This window comes from Streptomyces sp. NPDC001156 (genome assembly GCF_053598275.1).
The window spans coordinates 1-21,773 of record NZ_JBSFJX010000085.1 but is presented as its reverse complement, the minus strand read 5'-3'; the positions used below and the strand labels follow the sequence as shown (position 1 = coordinate 21,773).

17 protein-coding genes are annotated in these 21,773 nt (G+C 69.2%); 8 read left to right on the top strand and 9 right to left on the bottom strand.

Annotated elements, in window-relative coordinates:
- Positions 1-67 precede the first annotated feature (67 nt).
- Positions 68-529 (top strand): hypothetical protein, encoded by a 462-nt coding sequence (locus tag ACWDA7_RS30860; protein ID WP_450608298.1) that lies wholly within the window; start codon positions 68-70, stop codon positions 527-529.
- A gap of 313 nt (positions 530-842) precedes the next feature.
- On the opposite strand, the gene ACWDA7_RS30855 is transcribed toward ACWDA7_RS30860, so the two are convergent.
- The 4 genes from ACWDA7_RS30855 to ACWDA7_RS30840 form a co-directional block, all read right to left on the bottom strand.
- Entirely contained in the window at positions 843-1,733 is an 891-nt protein-coding gene (locus tag ACWDA7_RS30855; RefSeq protein WP_450608296.1) for a DMT family transporter, read from the bottom strand.
- Between the two features lie 260 nt (positions 1,734-1,993).
- A complete protein-coding gene (locus ACWDA7_RS30850) occupies positions 1,994-3,004 on the bottom strand; it encodes a GlxA family transcriptional regulator (protein ID WP_450608294.1) in 1,011 nt (336 codons plus the stop codon).
- The gene (locus ACWDA7_RS30845) at positions 2,992-3,138 is read right to left on the bottom strand and encodes a hypothetical protein (RefSeq protein WP_450608293.1); all 147 of its coding nucleotides are present in this window, start codon (positions 3,136-3,138) and stop codon (positions 2,992-2,994) included. The genes ACWDA7_RS30850 and ACWDA7_RS30845 overlap by 13 nt, the downstream gene beginning before the upstream one ends.
- 247 nt (positions 3,139-3,385) lie before the next feature.
- Positions 3,386-3,805 (bottom strand): helix-turn-helix domain-containing protein, encoded by a 420-nt coding sequence (locus tag ACWDA7_RS30840; RefSeq protein WP_450608291.1) that lies wholly within the window; start codon positions 3,803-3,805, stop codon positions 3,386-3,388.
- Between the two features lie 71 nt (positions 3,806-3,876).
- Here ACWDA7_RS30840 and ACWDA7_RS30835 point away from each other — a divergent pair, with 71 nt between their 5' ends.
- The gene (locus tag ACWDA7_RS30835; protein ID WP_450608289.1) at positions 3,877-4,239 is read left to right on the top strand and encodes an SDR family NAD(P)-dependent oxidoreductase; all 363 of its coding nucleotides are present in this window, start codon (positions 3,877-3,879) and stop codon (positions 4,237-4,239) included.
- A gap of 145 nt (positions 4,240-4,384) precedes the next feature.
- Here ACWDA7_RS30835 and ACWDA7_RS30830 read toward each other — a convergent pair whose 3' ends face one another.
- Positions 4,385-5,689 carry a glycoside hydrolase family 3 N-terminal domain-containing protein gene (locus ACWDA7_RS30830; RefSeq protein ID WP_450608287.1) on the bottom strand — a complete coding sequence of 435 codons (1,305 nt, stop codon included), beginning with the start codon at positions 5,687-5,689 and terminating at the stop codon, positions 4,385-4,387.
- Positions 5,690-6,621: 932 nt separating this feature from the next.
- Here ACWDA7_RS30830 and ACWDA7_RS30825 point away from each other — a divergent pair.
- Both ACWDA7_RS30825 and ACWDA7_RS30820 read left to right on the top strand, forming a co-directional pair.
- Positions 6,622-7,017, top strand: coding sequence for a hypothetical protein (locus ACWDA7_RS30825; RefSeq protein WP_450608286.1), 396 nt, complete (start codon positions 6,622-6,624; stop codon positions 7,015-7,017).
- Positions 7,018-7,338: 321 nt separating this feature from the next.
- A complete protein-coding gene (locus tag ACWDA7_RS30820; protein WP_450608284.1) occupies positions 7,339-7,515 on the top strand; it encodes a hypothetical protein in 177 nt (58 codons plus the stop codon).
- A 403-nt stretch (positions 7,516-7,918) separates the two neighbouring features.
- On the opposite strand, the gene ACWDA7_RS30815 is transcribed toward ACWDA7_RS30820, so the two are convergent.
- Entirely contained in the window at positions 7,919-8,218 is a 300-nt protein-coding gene (locus tag ACWDA7_RS30815) for a hypothetical protein (protein ID WP_450608282.1), read from the bottom strand.
- An 809-nt stretch (positions 8,219-9,027) separates the two neighbouring features.
- Between ACWDA7_RS30815 and ACWDA7_RS30810 the strand changes: the two genes are divergently transcribed.
- A complete protein-coding gene (locus ACWDA7_RS30810; protein ID WP_450608281.1) occupies positions 9,028-10,386 on the top strand; it encodes a beta-1,3-glucanase family protein in 1,359 nt (452 codons plus the stop codon).
- Positions 10,387-10,564: 178 nt separating this feature from the next.
- Here ACWDA7_RS30810 and ACWDA7_RS30805 read toward each other — a convergent pair whose 3' ends face one another.
- Positions 10,565-11,059, bottom strand: a complete 495-nt coding sequence (locus tag ACWDA7_RS30805) for a hypothetical protein (protein WP_450608279.1) — start codon at positions 11,057-11,059, stop codon at positions 10,565-10,567.
- A gap of 399 nt (positions 11,060-11,458) precedes the next feature.
- Between ACWDA7_RS30805 and ACWDA7_RS30800 the strand changes: the two genes are divergently transcribed.
- Positions 11,459-11,761 (top strand): hypothetical protein, encoded by a 303-nt coding sequence (locus tag ACWDA7_RS30800; protein WP_450608277.1) that lies wholly within the window; start codon positions 11,459-11,461, stop codon positions 11,759-11,761.
- Between the two features lie 490 nt (positions 11,762-12,251).
- Here the strand turns inward: ACWDA7_RS30800 and ACWDA7_RS30795 are convergent, their stop codons facing one another.
- Entirely contained in the window at positions 12,252-12,500 is a 249-nt protein-coding gene (locus tag ACWDA7_RS30795; protein ID WP_450608275.1) for a hypothetical protein, read from the bottom strand.
- Between ACWDA7_RS30795 and ACWDA7_RS30790 the strand changes: the two genes are divergently transcribed.
- Positions 12,499-16,533, top strand: coding sequence for a carboxypeptidase regulatory-like domain-containing protein (locus ACWDA7_RS30790; protein WP_450608273.1), 4,035 nt, complete (start codon positions 12,499-12,501; stop codon positions 16,531-16,533). The two genes, ACWDA7_RS30795 and ACWDA7_RS30790, sit on opposite strands and share 2 nt — an antisense overlap.
- 198 nt (positions 16,534-16,731) lie before the next feature.
- Positions 16,732-20,913 carry a carboxypeptidase regulatory-like domain-containing protein gene (locus tag ACWDA7_RS30785; protein ID WP_450608271.1) on the top strand — a complete coding sequence of 1,394 codons (4,182 nt, stop codon included), beginning with the start codon at positions 16,732-16,734 and terminating at the stop codon, positions 20,911-20,913.
- A 445-nt stretch (positions 20,914-21,358) separates the two neighbouring features.
- On the opposite strand, the gene ACWDA7_RS30780 is transcribed toward ACWDA7_RS30785, so the two are convergent.
- Positions 21,359-21,773: transposase family protein (locus ACWDA7_RS30780; RefSeq protein ID WP_450608269.1), on the bottom strand; the 415-nt coding region annotated here is incomplete at its 5' end.

The window sequence follows — 21,773 nt, the reverse complement described above, 5'->3', positions numbered from 1 at the left end:
TGGAATCCTGACAGGCGACGGCATCTGGACCCACACGTGGGAAGCCGCCGCGACCGGCCTCGGTTTATTGGCCGTGGGTATCGCCGGGGTGCTAGCCACGGCGATGTTCCACCTGCTCCGCGGCTTCGAGGCGCGCACCCGACGTGACATGGACCAGCTGGCCGAGGAGCGAAGCCTCTTCGAGCAGGACATGCGAGCGCGGGAGTACGAACTCCAGAGGCGCCAGGAAGCGTTGAATCGCCGTGCCGTGGCAACCTCCATCCGTCTTGCCAGCTATGCGAAGTCGGTGGACGACACGCGGACGGAGAACCGCGCCCTGCGTGAGCGGATCCTGGAGCTGGAGGCCGAGATCGACGAGGTCAACGACGAGCGCAACCAGCTGATCTCCAGCGAGCTCACCTTGGCCAGCGCCCAGTTCACGGCGCGGGCGTACGGGGATCTGCGGGCCGTCGCGGGGGGTGAGCAGCCGGCACGGATGCGACGTTCCGGTAAGCGGGGCGTCGAGCTCTTCGAACAGGAACGGCGCTGAAAGCTTCTGGTGTGTCGAATGCGGGTGCGAACTGGATCGCCTGAAGGTGCGGTCGCTCCGCCCATCGTTCGGATCGTCGGGTCCGCAGCGGGGAGGGGAAAGCCACGATATGACGTTCGTGTGACTGTTCGAGTATGAGGCGGCAGTGCGACTGGTGCCTCATGCCCGAACAGCCTCCCGGCAACTGTCGCCAGGGGGCGCGCCCACGCCGTCGCAGTGAATGGCCGCGCTCTCGCCACGGGAAAACGGCATGGCGGGCGGTCTCCGCAGCTGTGCCGCCGCGCCGCTTGTCCGTCCAGAGGACAGGTGTTCGTCAGAGGGCAGCCGTCGTGTGCTGCTCCTCAGTCCCCGGCACCTTCTCGCCCGGGTCGACACACCGTGCGAGGCACCGCGTGCGGGACAGGGCGAAGACGCCGTAGCAGAGCAGAGCGACGCCCAGCACCGCGGGCAGCAACCACAGCCCGCGGCGCGGCGACTCCGCGAACAGTGTGACGCCGAGGCAGAAGCTCACCGTGGCGTCACCGAGCGTGAGGGCCGGCTGGGACGCGATCAGCGGACCTCCTTGCATGGCATAGCCCAGCAGGAAGATGGAGAGCGATCCGACGGCCGCGAAGCCGTAGGTCTGCCAGGTGAGGAAGAACGCCGGCACGCCGTCCTCGGAGAGCACCCCCATGGCGGACTTGACCAGCGCCGCGGTCAGTGCGTTGCCGATAGCGGCCGCGGCCGCCAGGCACGCCGCGCGCGCCAGACCGAGCGGGCGCCGCAGACCGGCCAGGACGAGTGCGGCGCCCGCCCCGCCTATGACGGCGAGCGTCGGTACCCACCAGACTCCGGGCACCTGGGCGCGTCCTCCGGAGGGAGCGGCTGAGAACAGCCCGACGGCCAGGCCTACGAAAATGCACACCACGCACAGCCACGCCTTGCGGGAGACCCGTACGTGGAAGACCGCGCTGCCGACCAGGAGGGCGAGCGGGAGTTCGAGGATGAAGACCGGCTGGACCGCCGCGAGGGTCCCCGCGTTCAGGGCCAGAGCCTGGAAGAGGGCCGCGAAGACGACCCCGAGGATGCCCCCGAACCAGATCGGACTGTGCAGCAGATGCCGGACAAGACCGAACCGCGCACCGGAGTCGGGCACCTCCGACGCCGCGCGCCGTTGCAGCACAGTGCCCACCGCGTTGCTGCCGGCAGCCAAGACGGCGAACATGACCGCCAGGATCATCCCGCTTGCACCGCTTCCTTCTGCGCTGCCCGCTGTGGGCCCAGGCCCCGGTCCGGTCGCTGGTCATAAGGGGCAGACTCGGGTGTTTTCCACCATGACACTCCTCACCAGGGGTTTCCAGCGCTGGCGACCCGGCCGCGCCGGTCACCGAAGGGGCGCCCGACGTGATCGACGGTGTCGTCACAGTGGGTAGCGGCTCACTCCGGAAGGTGCCCCCAGGCCGCGTGGTCCCGATCGACCTCGGGTCACCGCGCGTGATGGAAGCGGTCCTGCGCCACCGTGGTACGGAAGCGAGCACGGTACGTGGTCGGTGCGACGCCCAGCGTTTGCTGGAAGGCGCGCCGCATGGTCTCCGCCGAGCCGAAGCCTGCCTGCTCCGCGACGGTGTCGACGGTGTCGTTGCCCGCCTCGAGCAGTGCCTGCGCTGCCTCCAGCCGCAGAGACTCGAGGTACTGGCCCGGGGTCACACCGACCTCACTGCGAAACAGGCGGGTCAGGTGCCGGCCGCTCAGTCCCACGCGCCGGGCGAGACTGTCCACACCGCAGGAGCTGTGGGGGTCGGCCGCCAGAACGTTCATGGCCTCCCGTACCGCCGGGTGCTTGGCCTCCTTCGGCGCCAGCCGGACGCTGAACTGGGACTGACCGCCGGGGCGGGCCATGAAGACGACCAGGTGCCGTGCCACGTTGCGTGCGATGTCCGGCCCGTGGTCGTCCTCGACCAGGGCGAGCGACAGATCGATTCCCGCCGTGACGCCTGCCGAGGTATTGACCGCGCCGTCCCGGACGAAGACCGGGTCGGCCTGGACCTGCACCTTCGGGTATGCCGCGGCCAGTTCCCGGGTGAGCTCCCAGTGTGTGGCCGCCCGGCGGCCGTCCAGAGCGCCGGTCTGGGCGAGCAGGAAGGCACCGGCGCAGACGGAGGCGACCCGCCGGGACCGTCCGACCAGTGCGGTGGCGAGCCCGACCAGTTTCTCGTCGGAAACCGCCCGCTGCCATGGGGTGCGGCCGGGTACGACCAGGGTGTCGATCCGGTCGGGCAGGATCTCGGGCGGCCCGTCCACGCCGACACGCACCCCGGAGGAGGTCCGGACGTCTGCTCCATCGGTGGAGGCGATCCGTACGTCGTAGTGGGCGCCGTAGGTGTTGGCGGTGGTGAACACCTCGGCGGGCCCGGTCACGTCCAGCAGCTGGACCTCGTCGAAGGCCACCACTGCCACGACATGGGGCGCGGAGGTGCTCCGGTTCACTGCGGCCACGGGGAGTCCTGGACGGAGTGGTGAATGAGTTCGCTCGCGGACTCGCCCGCCGGCTCGGCCGCCTCCTGCGCCGGCACCGTGTCCGGCGCGCTCACCCCCGCCGCGGCGTTCATGGCGGTCGTCATGGTGCTCACCCGGCCTCTCCTTGTCTGCGGTGCCCGGCGGGTCGGGCGTGCCGTGCCGTTCGCCGCCCGTGGTACTTCCAGCACTTCCAGCCTCCCGTCCCGTCGAGTCTTCCACCATGGCGGTACGGACGCGCATCCCACACATACGGACATCGCTGGCCTGCCGCGGCAGGCCAGCGAGCTTCCGTCCCACAGCGGACAGTCAGCGGCCCGCCACCGGTGATCAACGGAAAGCAGGAGCCTCGGCCGGTGACACCTACGCATCCGTCCGATGTGACGGCGGTGGCGCGGGGTCCGTCCGACTCCCGGTCGACCCGAGGGAGCGGGCGTACTCGGTGGGCGTCCAGCCGTAACGCTTCTTGAAGGCCCGGATGAAGTGGCTGCTGTCCGCGAACTGCCAGTGCGCCGCGAGCTCCGACACGCTCAGCCGGCCGGACGGCGCGGTGAGAGCGAGCCGCGCCTCCTCCAGCCGTCGGTGGCGGATGTAGGCGGTCACCGACTCGCCCGCCGCGGCGAACGCCCGCTGCGGCGTGCGCACGGAGACATTGAGCTCACGCGCCAGCGTCGTCGAAGACAGCTCGGGATCGGCGAGCCGGCGCTCCGCAAGGCCTTTCGCGGTCTGGGCGAGCGCGGGGGCAAGCCGGAGCTCCCCGTCGTCGAACCGCCCCCACGCCACGGCCTTGGCCAGCTCGATCAGGGTGCTCCGGGCGGCGGGCTGCGCGTGGATGCATCGTCAACGTCGGATCCATGGGCGCGCGAGGCGGAGACTGGGGACAGGCCGCCTACAACATGACCAAGGGCGCGCTGGCGAACCTGACCGACGTGATGGCGCTGGACCACGGCCGGGAGATCCGGGTCAATGCCGTCCACCCCGGCGTGACGTTCAGCAGCCGGTTCCTGGGTGACGCGCTTGCCGAGGGAACCCCGCTGCGCGAACGATTCGCGGAGCGGGTACCCATGGGCCGGCCGGGCGAGCCGGCCGAAGTGGCTGCCGTTGTCGCGTTCCCCGCCGGTCCCGACGCCGGGTATCTCAACGGCGTGCACATTCCCGTGGACGGCGGCCTGACCGCATCGAACGGTCAGGCCAACCTCTGCAAGACCGAGGACTGAGGGCGAGGACGGACGCGTGCGGAAATGCCGCCCGGCATGCCCGCGACCCCGGACCGGCCCGCCGAGAAGACCGTCGACGGCGTGACGTGGGGCGACGGTGACGGTCGATTCGGCGGCGCGCAGTCCGTCTTGTCTTGATGGCCTGTCAACTACAGGTCAACTGACCCGCGTTGAGCTTGGCGGCGAGGATTCGGTGGACGCTGTTGTTCACCTTGGTCCGGAACGAGGCGTCTTGCTGCATCCGGGTCTGAATGGCCTGTGCCATCGCCGGCACGGTGCTCGGCTGCACCGTCAGGATCATGTCCCCACCCGCCGTGATGAAGTTCAGCGCCCGCTGCGCGGGGGTGAAGGACCGTACCGCGACCGCGTTTCCGAGGTCGTCCGAGATGACGACGCCCTTGAATCCGAGTTGGGTGCGCAGCATTTGGCCGATGACCGTGGGCGAGAAGGCCGCCAGGTGCTTGGAGTCGATCTTGGTGTAGGTGGCCAGCGACACCATCACGAACGGCGAACCGGCAGCGATCCCGCTCCGGAAGGGGGTGAGGCTGGAGCTAGTGGCGGTCGTCACCGTGTCCTTGACGTTCGCGGTGGTGTCGGTGTTGCCGATCACCTGGCCAAGTCCCGGAAAGTGCTTGAGCGTGGTCATCACGCCCGACTGCTTGAAGCCGGCGGCGAACGCGTTGGTGTGCGAGGTCACGGTGGCGGCGGTGTGGCCGTACTCCCGGTAGTAGTGCCCGATGGGGCCGTTCTTGGTGCCAAGGCTTGCCGACACCACATCGGCGACCGGGGCCAGGTTGAGGTTGAGTCCGGCGGCCTTCAGTTGCTTGGCCCAGCCGGCGGCCCGCGTGCGCAGCGTCGTGGTCGACCAGCTGCCCTGGGTCAGCCCATTGGGCATGGTCGAGAAGCCCGGGCCGCTGAGGACCTGGACCTGGCCGCCTTCCTGGTCCGTGGAGACCAGCAGCCCGACACGCCGGCCGCCGACCAGGTCCGCCTGGCCCCGGATGCTGTCCACCACCTTTCTCGTCGCCGTGACCCCGGCGGTGCTGCGCCCCGTCAGCATGATGGACCCCACGTGGTAGGTCCGCAGAGTGCGTAGCTGGGTCTGGTCCGGACGGGCCGCGTTGACTCCGCCCATGAAGAGCTGCCCGACCCGTTGAGCCGTGGTCATGCCGTTGAAGTACCGGTCGGTGCAGGTGACGGCGGGGGCCAGTGGGGTGGTTCCGGTGGCGGCCGCGGCTGCACCGGTGGCTATGGAGCGGCTCGACAGGAAGCTTGCCGTCCAGGAGCCCTCTGCGCGTTGGCCGATGGCGGTCGAGGGCGAGTCGCCGGCGCTCGCGTGAGCGACGGGTACGCCACAGGCGGCTGCGGCCAGCACCAGGGTGACGAGGGGGACCGCGGTGCGCATGGTTGCTGAGCGGCGGCCCTTGAGCCACCGGACACGTGCCGTCATGGATTTCTCTCCTGCCTCTGATGGTTCCCGGACCGCTGAGGCCACGGGTTTCAAAGCCGCTTGGTGCGCGGCGAACTCAGCCCACCGCGCCAATCACACGGTACGTTAATGCGTATTTGTCCGACTCCTAGTGGGTGTAGACGGGAATGGGGGCTCGGGGGTGCGCGACGCCCCGTTCGCATGGGGTGGTGTCCCGCCGGGCAGGCCGGTACTGGCGTGTCTGGGGCGTCCCGCGGCGATCCGGTGCGGGCATGCCGACCCCTGCTGCTGGACCGACCGGGGCGCGGATTGCACAGACATCGGTTCCTGCGGGCCGTCGACGATGGGCCGTATGGCGTCGACGCCTGGCGTCTCCTGGGGGACGGTGAGTCGTTTGCCCATCTGTGTCGCCGATTGCTCCGGCTCCTTCGCCGCACCGGTCACGCCGGTCGGAGACAGGGGTGTTCGGTGCAGGTGATCTCCTGTTGCGGCGGCATCGGCCGACGGCCGGAGGGAGCGCGATACCGGCCCTGAGCAGCACGTTCATGGCTCTGTGCCGCTGCCGAAGTGGCAGATGTGCGATGTGCGCGTGCGACTTGCTCGGTCACGCGTCCTCCGAACGAGGGCTGTTGATTGTTACGGAGGCCGTTGGGCCGGCCGGGGGAGTCCTTGCGGCGGGCCGGTCGATGTGGGCCATGAGCGTCCACCGCTTGTGTGCTGATCACAGTGTGGTGGGGGGCGCAAGCGGACTACTCCAACCGGAGGTCCCGCTACTTCAGTGGCCCATGCACGGGAGCGTTACGGATATGTCCGTGTTTTGTAACGTGAATCGTCATATTGATCTGCTGCGGCCGGATCGAGCCAGAGTTGCGGACCTCGGCACCGAGCCGGGACTTCGAATGGCACGCCGGCCCCGCCAGGGTGGGCGTGCAAGCACGTGAAGGGACAGCAGCATGTCTGTTTCTCGTAATGTCGTCCGCCTGTTTGCCACGTGTGTGGCATCAGGCGCCCTCGTGGGGGTGGCGGCCCTGCCGGCCCTCGCCAACGAAAGTGGCCACGACCGAGACCTCGGGAGCGACTACTCGCACAGCTACCGCCACGACGGCCTCAGGAGCGGCTACCTCTACCTCGGTGACAGGGACCGGGACCGCGGCTGGGACAACGGTTACGGCCGCGACTGGGGCCGCGGCTGGGACAACGGCTACGACCGCGACTGGGACCACGGCAAGAAGCACCACCACAAGAAGAAGCACCACAAGCACCACCATCGGCACCACCGCTACAACCAGGGCTGGGACGCTTGGTACGGCGGGAACCGGCACTACGGGCGCGACATGGACGACTGCTAGCCCGCCCCGTCGGCCGTGCCGGTGACGGCGCGGTTCCCCCGAACCCCGTGTCACACCCTCCGTCATGGTCGGCCGCGGCCGTGACGCCCCATCCGGGGGTCGAGGAGCGCAACCGACGCTCCCTCGGCCCCCGGGTCGTTTTTCTGGTAGCTGCGCCGCGACGATGGCTGCCGGTGCACCTGATCATCACCGACTCGGCAGACGCACGGCTTCACGCTGCACGTCACAGGACGCCGCTCCGGCCCCGAATGGGACGTCAAGAGCGGGGCATTCGCACCGCACGAGAAACCGACAACCCACTCATCCATCAGGACGGACATCGTGCTGGCCATAGTCTCGGCAGTCCTCTTCTTCATCGCCTTCCTGATCAACGCGGCAAACCTCACCACCAACGACACCTTCTCTTCCACGAACGTCATGCTCCTCGGGCTGGCGGTCCTGGCCCTCCACGTCGCGGGCGTCGGCAGCGACTGGGCCATACGCGGCCGTAGACGCTGAGGGCCGGCAGGCCGGTCCCGCGTCGCTGCACCCGAGGGAAGGGCATCTTCCTCAAGCTCTGCCGCCGGGAACCCGGATGATGGTGGCGGGCGTCGACACCGGGCGACATTGCTCGCGACTGGCGGACGAAGACGGCCCGCTGCCGCGAGCGGCAGCGGGCCGCCTCGGCAAGGGCACGCCGAGTCGGTGCACGTCAGGACCAACGGCCCGTGCCCGGAGACCGGGTGCTTCGTGACGCCCTACGGGCATGGAAGGTCCTGCCCGGAGGAAGGCGGGGCGCTGCCCTCGGGTAACGACCGCGACACGTGGTGGGGCCATCGGGGGCGACGGCAGTCACCGCTGCTGCGCGGCGTGCCGTCGCCCGCCCGACGACGCGGCAGGCCCTCGCACTGGCCGGTTCCGCCTACCGGGCGGCGGGGGTGAACAGGGCCAGTTGGTCCTTGACCCACGGATCGTAGACCGCCAGTCGCTTCGCGGCCACCGGGTCGAACATCTCCAACTGGTCCGCCACCCAGGGATCGATGCCCTCGCGGGCGGTGCGGTGCGAGCAGCGGCCGGTGTCGTCCGCGACGGTGCGGGCGGGAGTGCGCCCCGTCGTGTGAGCGGTTGCCGCAGTCGCGGAGCCGCCGGCGGCGAAGAGAGCGCCTGCCACGACCACGGCACAAACGCCCGAGGTCGTCACACGCCGTATCAGCTTCTTCATGGTCCTCCTCCATGCACAGCCCCTCGTTCCCCGACTGCGAACGATGGCGACTGCCGTTGCGTCGGCGCTGGTCAAACTGCGGGTGCCGGCCTTGCAGGCACCTCGGTCCACCTCCGTGGAGGCGTCCGGACGGTGCGGTTACCGTTCCTGAGGACTGAGCATGTGTTGCGCAGGCTCAGTCGGGCGCTCCGAACGGTGTTGGGCGTCCTGGTCTCCCGCGCACCACGAACCAGTACACGCTCGTGCACACTTATGCACATCCGAAGCCGAACAGCTCCCAACCCCACTCACCACTCCTCACACACCGGCGACGAGGCTTGGCGTGGGACGACGGTCCCGTGCGGCGAAGGCAAGGGGCATGGTGCCGCTGCCCGGGTGTGAGCGGGGACGGATGCGGTGGCGTCGACCGGGGGCCGTCCACGCGACGACGACGCGGCCGGCACCGCCGGGGCCGGTGCCGATCCGACCGGGGACAGAAGGTCTGGACCGGCCCGGTCAAGAGATGAACGCGCCATGTCGCCCGATGCGCCGAGGATTCTCAGAAGCCGAAGCCGCTCTCGCCTCACGGTCCAGCGCCTTCGGCCGCATCTGAGCACGGGATCTGACGCCCGGACATGGCCGGAAGGCGGCAGCGGGGGAGCGGCGTGACGAGAGCAACTACTCCCGGGGGCACATCGGTTCGACTGCTCCGCTCGTTTCGCGTTCAGTTGTTGACCGTGCGACGCAAGGGGAGTACAAACCCCGAATAGAGCGCTCTCAAGCACCGCTGTTCTTCATCCCCCACAGACAGCCACCGCTTTGGAGACCCCATGCGGACATCGTCACGCGCGCCGATATCGAGACCACTGTCCGGCGCCGCACGGTCCCGAACCGCTCTCTGCCTGATCCTCGCGCTGCTCGCCACGTGCTTCTTCACGATGGCGCAGTCACCCGCCCGAGCCGACGACCAGCTGCTCTCCCGCGGCCGGCCCGCGACCGCGTCCTCGACCGAGAGTGCGGCCTTCCCGGCCACAGCGGCGGTCGACGGCGACCCCGGCACCCGCTGGTCCTCGGCCTTCGCCGATCCGCAATGGCTTCAGGTGGACCTCGGTTCCGTCCAGCAGCTCACCCGCGTCACCCTTCGCTGGGAAGCCGCATACGCCACGGCCTACCAGATCCAGGCCTCCACCGACGCGCGGAACTGGACGACGATCTACTCCACAACCACCTCCACCGGCGGCACGCAGAACCTGAACATCGCCGGAAACGGCCGCTATGTACGCATGAGCGGAACTGCGAGAGCCACTCCGTACGGCTACTCCCTATGGGAGTTCGAGGTCTACGGCCCCGGCGGCAGCACCCCGCCCCCGGACGACTTCTGGGGCAGCACCAGCGACATCCCGCCCGCGCAGAACGCCGTAGAGGTGAAGATCCTCAACCGCACCAACGGAAAGTACCCCGACAGTCAAGTCTACTGGAGCTTCAACGGCCAGGTGCACTCCATCGCCGAACAGCCCTACCTCGACATGCCGGCCAACTCCGCAGGCCGTATGTACTTCTATCTGGGCTCGCCCAACGGCCCCTACTACGACTTCATCGAGTTCACCGTCGGCAACAACGTCTTCAACGGCAACACCACGCGCGTCGACGCCTTCGGCCTCAAGCTGGCCATGCGACTGCACACCAAGGACGGCTACGACGTCGAGGTCGGCGAGAACCGGCAAACCTTCGCCGAGGACCGCTCAGTCACCTTCCAGCGCTTCGTCGACGCGGTCCCCGCCCCGTTCAAGGCCCTGGCCCAGACCCAGGCCCCGTACCGCATCATCGCCCCCGGCAGGGCCCCCAACTTCCGTGCGGGCGGCGCCGATGCCGGCTACTTCACCGCCTACGCCCAGTCCGTCGGAGTCAACGCGGCCACCTCGGACATCTTCGGCTGCGCCGCCTCCCTGGCCGGCAACCCCGACATGTGCGCCGCCCTCAACCGCCATGTGGCCGCGCTGCCGGCCTCTCAACAGGCCGACCCCAGCCAGTACTACAAGGCGGCCCCGGCGAACTACTACGCCAGATTCTGGCACGACAACGCCATCAACCACTTGGCCTACGGCTTCCCCTACGACGATGTGGCGGGGCAATCGTCCTTCATCTCCCACAGCAACCCGCAGTGGTTGCTCGTCGCCGTCGGCTGGTGACGAGTTCGCCGCAGACGGAGAAGCCGGCCCGCAGGCCCTGACCTGTCGTGGACGACGACGGCAGACCAGGTCGGCCATCGCGCGACGCCGGTGCGGCACCACAGAGCCGCACCGGCGTGGTCCGGTCTATTGGGGCGAAGGCACGGGACTCGCGCCCGGGACCGGAGGACTCTCCTGGTCACACGCCGTCGGCTGTGCCGAGCCGCCACTCGTCGAACTCCTCCACGACGCTGCGCAACCGCCACTGAGGGCTCTTCGCGAACATGCCGCGCAGTTCGGCGACGGGGATCGCAGCCGGAAGGTAGTCGTCATCTTCGTAGAGGTCCTCGTGGTCCGGATCCTCCATGGGGTCGCCCGGAACCCCCACGAAGGGTCCCTCCCATGCTTCGGATTCGACCGGGGAGTCGGGGTTGTACTTCCATACCGCCCCGGCGCGCACGCATACTTCGCCGAGGTACCAGGCGGGCACGGTCACTTGAGGGGTATGCTGCGCGGCTCTGATGTCCTCCCAGGAGGAGAACTCGGCCCTGAGCACCGCGTCGAGCCGGTCGACCGAATCCGGGGAGAAGTCCCAGACGCCCGGGTGGGAGTCGGCCCACTGCGGGAACCCCTCTTCCTGCTTCTGCAGCCAGACCCAGAGCCGGGGATGGTCCGTCCACTGCTGCTCACTCATGGGCCAGAGCCTAGCCAGCCGCGTCGTCCGGTGGAGCCGTAGACCCAGGCATCCGCGCCGACCAATACACTTTCCACGTCTGTCGGCGGCTCGCCGGGCGATGTGCGGCTGCCGCGTGAACACGCTCGCGGCACCGGACGGTTCGCGTGAAGGGGGCATGTGCAGCTGAAGAGTGCCCGGCGTTCCAGCAGACCCGCCACTGTCATGGTGGAACCGGGCAAGGCGACGTGCTGCATAGGTTCCCCAGGCTGTGATGCATCCTGGGGACTCTCCGCCGTCATCCAGGGCAGGGGCAGGTACATCACCCTCGAGCAGCTGCCGGAGCCGATCGCCAGGACCACCCCTACCGTTGCCGGAGGTCCGTTGGCGTCACATACGGACGACATCGTCGCGTGTCAGTTGATCACCATCCTGAACGATCCTGACGCTCCCGAAGGGGACCCACTCGACGCTGCCATGGACCTGGAGTTCCACTCTGGCCCGTGGTTGGAACAGGAGATCTTCAAGATTCTCCGGCGGGAGCGGTTCGTCAGTGTCCTGGCCCAGCTCTGCGCGGAGTCGCTCGCCGGGATCTGGGCCCGGGACGGCCGGATCGACCCAGAGTTCTTCCGGGAGCTTCGCGGTCCCGCGTTGGATGAGGTTCTCGGCATCCTCGGGGCCCGCGCCCCCCACTTGATCCCGCCAAAGGGAGAGGACACCTGAAATCCGTTGTCGCGCGAGCCAGCCTGGATGCACAGATGAACGGCCCCGGGTCAGGTGAGACGGTCACTGCCGGGCACCTTGAAGAGTGCCCAGATGCCCGAGTTCTCGGCGAGTGACTCACTTGGCAAGGCGTCGCAGCTGGCTCTCCTCCTGGGTGGTGCTCTCTGTGCGCCGGGGCCGGCGGCACCGCTGCTGCCAAACGGGGCGGTGCGCGAGCGAGAGCGTCACGTGGACGGTGCGACATGCACTGGGTCAGTGAGCGGCAGGTTCAGCAGCTGCTGGCCGTGCGTGTCAAGGGGATCTTCGTGGCGGTTTCCGCCGAGAGGCTGATTCCCGCCGATGAAGATCCATTGACGCGCAGGTTGCATGTCGACGACGGTTCTCAGCTGTGGATCCACCCGGATCCCATCGGGGCTTGGCGAGCGACGAGGGTCCTGGCTTCGGCTCCCATTTGGGAACGCATGGGGCTCGGCGAGTCACCGGTAAGTGTCTATTGAAGGATCTCAGTGGACCCCACCCGGAACGCACTCGGGCTGCGACGAAGAATAGTGGTGGCCGTGTTGGCGGCCACGTTGACGATGTTCGGTTTGGCCGCCCCGGCCGCGGCAACCGTCGGCGCACGGCCGCCCGCCGCGCCTGCGGCCGCAAGCGGCTCGGCGGCTGTGTCCGCCACGACACCAGTGCCGTCGACGAACAAGCATGCCACTCCGCTGTGTTCACTCCCGAAGAAGAAGGGCATGGCGCGGTGCTTCGCCGAACGGCGCACTGACGTCGCCTCGACCAAGGGCGTCCAACGGCTTGCCGCCGACGTGTCCGGATACGGACCGTCCGACCTCGTCAGCGCCTACGCGCTGCCGGCGGACGGCGGCGCGGGCCAGACTGTGGCCATCGTCGACGCCTTCGACGACCCGGCCGCCGAGGCCGATCTCGCCACCTATCGCTCCCAGTTCGGCCTGCCGCCGTGTACGACCGACAACGGCTGTTTCCGCAAGGTCGACCAGCGCGGCGGGACGTCGTACCCGGATGCGAACGCGGATTGGGCCGGTGAGATCTCGCTCGACCTGGACATGGTGTCCGCCGTGGCGCCGAGGGCGCACATCCTGCTCGTGGAGGCGGACGACAACAGCGACCCGAACCTGTTCGCGGCCGTGGACGAAGCGGTCGCACTGGGCGCGAAGTACGTGTCCAACAGCTATGGGTCGCAGTACAGTCCGGATCCGGGAAGCGGTGAGGACGCGTCGCAGGTCACCGATGCCGACGCGCACTTCAACCACCCTGGCGTGGCCATCGTCGCGTCCAGCGGTGACAGCAACTACGGGGTGTCCTACCCGGCGTCCTCGCAGTACGTCACCGCGGTCGGCGGTACGAGCCTAGTCCGGGACTCCAGCGCGCGCGGCTGGTCGGAGTCCGTGTGGAGCAGCGGAACCAACGGTGCGGGCAGCGGGTGTTCGCTGTACGAGGCGAAGCCGGCCTGGCAGCACGACAGCGGCTGCGACAAGCGCACGGTGGCCGACGTGGCCGCGGTGGCGGACCCGGCGACCGGTGTCGCGGTCTACGACTCCTACCAGCAGGGCGGCTGGAGCGTGTTCGGCGGCACCAGCGCCTCGGCGCCCATCATCGCGGGTGTGTACGCCACCGCCGGTACCCCGGTGAAGGACACGTATCCGGCGAGCTACCCGTACGCCAACGCCGCACACCTCAACGATGTGACCGCCGGCGCCAACGGCACGTGTTCGCCCGCGTATCTGTGCACGGCCGGTGCCGGTTACGACGGCCCGACCGGGCTCGGCACGCCGAACGGCCTGGCCGCGTTCACCACGGGACCGCACGGCGCCATCACCGGTACCGTCACCGACGCCTCGACGAAGGCTCCGGTGGCCGGTGCGACGGTGACGATCGGTGACACGACGGCGCTGACCGATGCGTCGGGCCATTACAGCGCCTCGGCGCCGGTGGGCACCTACGACGCGACGGCGTCGGCCTACGGGTATGCGAAGAAGACGGTCAACGGTGTGTCCGTCACCGACGGCGGCTCGGTGACCGAGGACTTCGCACTTGACCCGCTGCCGACGGCCACGGTGTCCGGCAAGGTCACCGACGGCTCGGGTCACTCCTGGCCGCTGTACGCGACGATCAGCGCCGACGGCGTGCCCGGCGGGCCGGTCCACACCGACCCGTACACCGGCCGCTACAGCCTGAAACTGCTTCAAGGGCAGACGTACACGCTCAACCTGAACGTCAACTACCCGGGCTACGAAGCGGTGACGAAGAAGGTGACGGTCGGCACGTCGGACACGACCGCCGACCTGAGTGTCCCGGTGGACGTGTACGACTGCATCGCGCCCGGATACACGGCGCACAACACGGGCACGACGCAGACGTTCGACGGCACGTCGACGCCGGACGGCTGGACCCTGAACAACACGGACGCGGGCGCCTGGCAGTTCGACGACCCGCAGCTGACGGCGCCCGGCGCGACCCGGGGCAACCACACCGGCGGCAGCGGCGGCTTCGCCGTCACCAACACCAGCAACAAGTCGAGCCGCAACCCGTACGACATGTCGCTGGTCTCCCCGGTGACCGACCTCTCCGGTGCCGCGCACCCGGACGTGTCGTTCAACACCGACCTGCGGGCCTACGGCGGCATCGCGGACGTCGACGTCACCACGGACGGTGGCACCACCTGGAAGAACGTCTGGCACCGGTTGGCGACCGATGTGCCCGGCCCGGCACATGTCGACCTTCCTCTGCCGACGGTCGCCCACCAGTCCGCCGTTCAGGCGCGGTTCCGCCTCACAGGGCCTTTCCCGGGGTGGTGGCAGGTGGACGACGCCTTCATCGGCAACCGCACGTGTGACCCGGTCGCGGGCGGTCTGGTGGCCGGAACGGTCACCGACGCCAACACCGGTCAGCCCGTCGTGGGCGCGAGCGTCACGAGCGCCGACAAGCCGGCCGAGCACGCGACGACCGCCGCGACCCCGGACGACCCGAACCTGTCCGACGGTTTCTACTCGGTGTTCTCGTCGCTGACCGGCACGCACGACTTCACGGCGGCGAGGCGCAACTACGCCTCGGCCACCGCCCATGTCGACGTGGCGGCGGACGCGGTGACCCGCACTCCGCTCAGCCTCAAGGCGGGCCGGATCACCGTCACGCCGGGCAAGGTCGGCCTGTCCGTGCCCTGGCAGGGCAAGGCCGCTCAGACTGTCACCGTGAAGAACACCGGCAGCGCACCGGCCAAGGTGACGCTCGGCGAGCAGTTCGGCGGCACCACGCCGCTGACCGCGCACGGCGCGCCCACCACGCGGATCAAGGGCACGTACTCACCGCTGTCCCTGCTCGACAAGAACGGCTCGAAGGGCGGCACGGCCCACAAGGCCGCCGGTGCCGCGCCGAACATCTCGGTACCGGCCGCCGCGCCGTGGACGGCCATCGCCGACTATCCGGCGGGCACTGTCATGGACAACGCCGTCGTCTCGCTCGGCGGCAAGATCTACTCGGCGTTCGGGTTCGGCAGCGACGGCATCTACGACTCCATGTACGCCTATGACCCGGCCACCGGAACCTGGTCGCAGAAGGCGAGCACGGCGACCAAGCGCGAGACTCCGGCGATGGCGGTGCTGAACGGGAAGATCTACGCGACGGGCGGCCTGGACGTCGACTGGAGCAACTGGGGACACCCGGAGGCCAAGACCGAGGTCTACGACCCGGCGACCAACGCGTGGACGACCGCCGCGCCCAACCCGCACCCGCTGTGGGCCTCCGGTGTCGCGGTTCTCGACGGCAAGATGTACGTCGTCGGCGGCTGCCACGAAATGGATTGCGGCGCCACGGACGTCATGGTGTACGACCCGGCCACCGACTCGTGGAGCCGCGACGCCGACTACCCCGAGCCGGTCAGCTGGGAGTCGTGCGGCGCGATCTCCGGTGAGCTGTACTGCGCCGGCGGCACCGGCTCCAACGGCGAGACCAAGCACACGTATGTCTACGACCCGCACTCCGACACATGGACGCGGGTGGCGGACCTGCCCATCGACCTGTACGCCTCCGGGTACACCACGGCGCAGGGCCGGCTGCTGGTCTCCGGCGGCGTCACCGACCACGACTCGGTCATCACCAACCAGGGCTTCGGCTACGACCCCGCCGGTGACACCTGGGCGCCCATCCCGAACTCGAACAACACGCTCTACCGCGGCGGCAGCGCGTGCGGGTTCTACAAGATCGGCGGCCGTACGGACGAGCTGGACGGCGGCTTCGACCCGGTCACGGTGGCCAGCGGCGAGATGCTGCCGGGCATGGCCGACTGCGGCGACACCAACGACGTGAGCTGGCTCGCGGCGAACCCGAAGACGGTCACGGTCGCACCGGGGGCCAGCACCACGGTCACCGTGAACGTCGACGCGAGTGCCGCGGACATCACACAGCCCGGCACGTACACGGCGGCCCTGGTGGTCGGCACGGACACGCCGTACCGGACGCCGACCCTGCCGGTGTCGATGACGGTCGCCCCGCCCAAGACCTGGGGCAAGATCACCGGAACCGTCACCGGGTCGTCGGGTCCGCTGCCCGGCGCGCAGGTCCAGATCACCACGCCGGTGGGCCACTACACCCTCAGGACCGACGACGCCGGCCACTACCAACTGTGGCTCGACGCGCGGAACAACCCATTGCAGGTGATCTGCTCGCACAACGGCTACCAGCCACAGGGGACGACGGTAAGCATCAGGAAGGGAGCGACGACGACGCTGAACTTCACCTTGCAGAAGGTCTAGTTCAGCCGGGCGGGAGGGGCCGGTCCCGGGCGGTGTCACCGCCCGGCCCCCCCTCCCGCGTGCCGCCCCGTCGCGGACCGCCGCGCGGACCCGGATCCGCGCGCACTCGGCGCACTGGCCCATGCCGGCCGTCCGTCGGGCCGCGATCGGCGCGGGACATCCCTATCACCCGGTCACCACAGTTTCGGGAGAAACTCCTTGCCCAGAACCCGTCCCAAACGGAGCGCTGGAGGCGGAGGCCGAGCGGCCACCGCCGTCGTCGGCCTCCTGTCGGCGGCACTTGCCGTCATAGGACTCCAACTGCCCACCGCCACACCCGCGTCCGCCGCGTCCTCCGGCAGTGCCGCGGCCGTCCGGCAGTGCGCGGACCCCAAGCCCGGACACGTCACCTGCCTGTCATTGCACCGCACCGACGTGGCCGCACGCCGCGGTGTCCAGGTGGCGTCCGCGACGCCGGCCGGCATCGGTGCCACCGACCTGCGCGGCGCCTACGCGCTGCCGGCGGACGGAGGCGCCGGCCAGACCGTCGCCATCGTGGACGCCTACGACGACCCGACCGCCGAGGCCGACCTCGCGGTCTACCGCCAGCAGTACGGTCTGCCCGCGTGCACCACGGCCAACGGCTGCTTCACCAAGGTCGACCAGCGCGGCGGCACCAACTACCCGGCCCCCAATGCGAGCTGGGCCGGCGAGATATCCCTCGACCTCGACATGGTGTCCGCCGCCGCCCCCAACGCCCACATCCTGCTGGTCGAAGCGGACAGCACGAGCTTCGCCGACATGGGTGCCGCGGTGGACGAGGCGGTCGCGCTCGGCGCGAAGTACGTCTCCAACTCGTACGGCACCGGGTACAACAGCACACCGGGCACCGGCGAGGACCCCGCCGAGGCGACCCAGTTCGACCCGCACTACAACCACCCGGGCGTGGCCATGGTCGCGTCCAGCGGTGACAGCGGCTACGGGGTGGGCTACCCGGCCGCCTCGCAGTACGTCACCGCGGTCGGCGGCACGAGCCTCGCCCGCGACTCCAGCGCACGCGGCTGGTCGGAGTCCGTGTGGAGCGGCGCAGGCAGCGGATGCTCGCTGTACGAGACGAAGCCGGCCTGGCAGAGCGACAGCGGCTGCGACAAGCGCGCAGTCGCCGATGTGGCCGCGGTGGCGGACCCGGCGACCGGTGTCGCGGTTTACGACTCCTACCAGCAGGGCGGCTGGAACGTGTACGGCGGCACCAGCGCCTCCGCGCCCATCATCGCGGGTGTGTACGCCGCCGCCGGTACGCCGGCGAAGGATACGTATCCCTCGAGCTACCCGTACGCGAACCCGGGGCACCTCAACGACGTGACCGCCGGTAGCAACGGCACGTGTTCGCCGGCATACCTGTGCACGGCCGGGGCCGGTTACGACGGCCCGACCGGGCTCGGCACACCGAACGGTGTCGACGCGTTCACCACCGGACCGCACGGCGCCGTCACAGGTACCGTCACCGACGCCTCGACCAAGGCTCCGGTGGCAGGTGCGACGGTGACGGTCGGCGACTCGACGGCTCTGACCGACGCTTCCGGTCACTACCGCACCTCGGCGCCGGTGGGCACGTACGACGCGACGGCATCGGCCTACGGATACGCGGACAAGACGGTCAAGGGGGTCACCGTCACCGACGGCGGCTCGGTGACCGAGGACTTCGCACTCGACACGGTCCCGTCGTCGACCGTGTCCGGCAAGGTCACCGACGGCTCGGGCCACTCCTGGCCGCTGTACGCGACGATCAGCGTCGACGGCGTGCCCGGCGGACCGGTCCACACCGACCCGTATACCGGCAGCTACAGCTTGAAACTGCCGCAGGGCCACACGTACACGCTCAGCGTGAACGCCAACTACCCGGGCTACGAAGCGGTGACGAAGAAGGTGACGCTCGGATCGTCGGACACGACCGCCGACCTGAGCGTTCCCGTCGACGTGTACGACTGCATCGCGCCCGGATACAAGGCGCACAACACGGGCACGACGCAGACGTTCGATGGGACGTCGACTCCGGACGGCTGGACCCTGAAGAACACGCCTGTGGGCGCATGGGCGTTCAACGACCCGAAGCTGACGGCGCCCGGTTACAGCCAGGGCAACCACACCGGCGGTAGCGGCAACTTCGCCGTCACCAACAACAGCGGGGTGACCTGGAACAACCTGGCGGACATGTCTCTGGTCTCCCCGGTGGCCGACTTCTCCGATGCCGCGCACCCGGTCGTGTCGTTCAACACCGACTTCCATGCATTCCTGTCCACCGCGGACGTCGATGTCACCACGGACGGCGGCGCCACGTGGAAGAACGCCTGGCATCGGTCAACCGACCTGCGCGGCCCGGCGCCGGTGGACGTACCGTTGCCGATGGCCGCACACCAGTCCGCTGTACAGGTGCGGTTCCACTACACCGGTGGTTTTTCCAGCAGCGGTATCGGAACGTGGTGGCAGGTGGACGACGCCTTCATCGGCGACCGCACGTGTGACCCGGTCGCGGGTGGTCTGGTGGCCGGAACAGTCACCGACGCCAACACCGACCAGCCCGTTGTCGGTGCGACCGTCACCAGCGCCGACAAGCCGGCCGATCACGCGATGACCGCCGCGACCCCGGACGACCCGAATCTGCCCGACGGTTTCTACTCGGTGTTCTCGTCGCTGATCGGCACGCACGACTTCACCGCGGCACGCAGGCACTACGCCACGGCCACCGCTCATGTCGACGTGGCGGCGGACGCGGTGACCCGGACGCCGTTCGCGCTCAAGGCCGGCCGGATCACGGTCACCCCGGGCAAGGTCGACCTGTCCGTGCCCTGGCAGGGCAAGACCGCTCAAACCGTCACCGTGAAGAACACGGGCAGCGCACCGGCCAAGGTGACGTTCGACGAGCATGCCGGCGGTGTGACACCCCTGATCGCGCATGGCGCGCCCACCACACGGATCAAGGGCTCGTACTCGCCGCTGCCCCTGGTCGGCAAGGGCGCTTCGAACCGCAAGGTGAGTGGTGCCGCACCGCACGGCGCGGTACCGGCCGACGCCCCCTGGACCGCCATAGCGGACTACCTGCCGGGCCCGGTCGTGGACAACGCCGTCGTCTCGCTCGGCGGCAAGATCTACTCGGCGTTCGGGACCTCCACCGCCGACTTCTACCGCGGCATGTACGTCTACGACCCGACCGCGGGCACATGGTCCCGGGTGGCGGGCCCCGCTGACGGACGCCAGAAGCCGGCGATGGCCGTGCTGAACGGGAAGATCTACGCGACGGGCGGCTGGGGCAGCACCGGGGCCCCGGACGGCAAGACCGAGGTCTACGACCCGGCGGCCGACGCCTGGACGACCGCCGCGGCGAACCCGCGCCCGCTCGCGGGCTCCGGTACCGCGGTCCTCGACGGCAAGATGTACGTCGTCGGCGGCTGCGACACGGACTGCGGTGCCACGGGCGTCATGGCCTACGACCCGGCCACCGACTCGTGGAGCCGTCACGCCGACTACCCCGAGGCGGTCAGCTGGGAGGCGTGCGGCACGCTGTACGGCGAGTTGTACTGCGCCGGCGGCACCGGTCCCGGCGGCGAGACACGCCACGCATACGTCTACGACCCGGCGGCCGACTCCTGGTCGCGGGCGGCCGATCTGCCCATCGAACTGTGGGGATCCGGGTACACGACGGCGGAGGGCCGGCTGCTGGTTTCCGGCGGTGTCACCCAGGACAACACGGCCATCACCAACCAGGGCTTCAGCTATGACCCGGCCGGTGACACCTGGGCGCCCATGGCGAACTCGAACAACGCGGTCTACCGCGGTGGCAGCGCGTGCGGGTTCTACAAGATCGGCGGTGTTGGCAAGGACGAGTACGGCGACCTCGTTCCGGTGGCCGGTGCCGAGGTGCTGCCGGGCGTGTCCGACTGCGGTGACGGAAACGACGTGAGCTGGCTCGCGGCGAAGCCGAAGACGGTCACGGTCGCTCCGGGGGCCAGCGCCACGGTCACCGTGTCGGTCGACGCGAGTGCCCCGGATATCACACAACCGGGCACGTACACGGCGAAGTTCGCGATCGGTACGGACACCCCGTACTCGACGCCGGTCCTGCCCGTGTCGATGACGGTCGCCCCGCCGAAGACCTGGGGCAAGATCACCGGCGTCGTCACCGGGTCGGCGGGTCCGCTGCCTGGCGCGGTGGTCCAGGTCACCACGTCGGGGGCGCACTACACGCTCGTCACCGACGCGAGCGGCCGCTACCAGCTGTGGGTCGATGCCCAGAACCCGTTGCAGGTGATCTGCGCGGACGACGGCTATCAGTCGCAGATGGCGACGGTAAGGATCAGAAAGGGAGCGACCACGACGCTGAACTTCGCTTTGCAGAAGGTCTAGTTCCGGCCGTCTGAGAGGGCCCGGGCGATGACATCGCCCGGGCCCTCTTGTGCGGCGCCCCGTCGGGGACGATCCGGACGAGTCCGGGACTTCAGTGGGTCCTTGCGAGGAACTCCGGGCGTTCACGCCCGGAGGGGCTTTCCGTTCGGATCGTGTCGGGGCCACAGGCGCAGTCGCCGCTACCGGCAGGTACTCGGGAAGCCGTACCTGCGTCGAGTTCCAGCGCCTCGGCTCCTTGTTGAGCCAACTGGTTCCCTATTGAGCGTGTCCCAACTTCGTTCTCGCAGGTGAGCGGGCCTTGACGGGGTGGTAGTTGATGCTCCGTCCGAGGTTGGGGGTGGTGATCGACTTCTTCTGAAGGAGACGATCACCGGCCGGGCGGAGTGTCACGCTGTGGTCTCGTTCTTGTTCGTCCCGAAGGGATCGCGGATCAGGTACTGCAAAGTCAGGACGGCTTTGACGACCACCGTGATCTGTCGGGGGCTGCCGCGGAAGTCGCAGGCCAGGACTTTCCAGCACTTGAGCTGGGCGTTCGCTCGTTCGCTCGTTCGCCGATGCAGCGCAGGGCGGCTTGGGCCTGGTTGGCGGCTTTCTTTCCCTCGGGGAGGGTCTTCTCGCCCCGGCGGCGCTTGTATCCGGTGATCACGTCGGGATGCAGGCCGATGTAGCCGAGGTCAGCCAGATGACCCAGGTGGGCGAGAACCTTGTCGGCGATGCGAAAGCGTCGGGCGGCGCGGATGTCGACGGTGCGTCCCGGCAGGACGCCGGAGACCCACAGCAGTTCCCCGTCGGGTGCGGCGATGGTGGTGACCGAGCCGCCGTGGCGCTTGTGCTTGCCCGAGTACCAGGGCTGCTTTCTG

Coding starts and splice junctions, on each gene's coding strand:
- ACWDA7_RS30855 (WP_450608296.1), bottom strand. CDS start 1,733: ATGTTCGCCGTCTTGGCTGCCGGCAGCAACGCGGTGGGCACTGTGCTG.
- ACWDA7_RS30835 (WP_450608289.1), top strand. CDS start 3,877: ATGGGCGCGCGAGGCGGAGACTGGGGACAGGCCGCCTACAACATGACC.
- ACWDA7_RS30830 (WP_450608287.1), bottom strand. CDS start 5,689: ATGACGGCACGTGTCCGGTGGCTCAAGGGCCGCCGCTCAGCAACCATG.
- ACWDA7_RS30825 (WP_450608286.1), top strand. CDS start 6,622: ATGTCTGTTTCTCGTAATGTCGTCCGCCTGTTTGCCACGTGTGTGGCA.
- ACWDA7_RS30815 (WP_450608282.1), bottom strand. CDS start 8,218: ATGAAGAAGCTGATACGGCGTGTGACGACCTCGGGCGTTTGTGCCGTG.
- ACWDA7_RS30810 (WP_450608281.1), top strand. CDS start 9,028: ATGCGGACATCGTCACGCGCGCCGATATCGAGACCACTGTCCGGCGCC.
- ACWDA7_RS30805 (WP_450608279.1), bottom strand. CDS start 11,059: ATGAGTGAGCAGCAGTGGACGGACCATCCCCGGCTCTGGGTCTGGCTG.
- ACWDA7_RS30790 (WP_450608273.1), top strand. CDS start 12,499: ATGGCGCGGTGCTTCGCCGAACGGCGCACTGACGTCGCCTCGACCAAG.
- ACWDA7_RS30795 (WP_450608275.1), bottom strand. CDS start 12,500: ATGCCCTTCTTCTTCGGGAGTGAACACAGCGGAGTGGCATGCTTGTTC.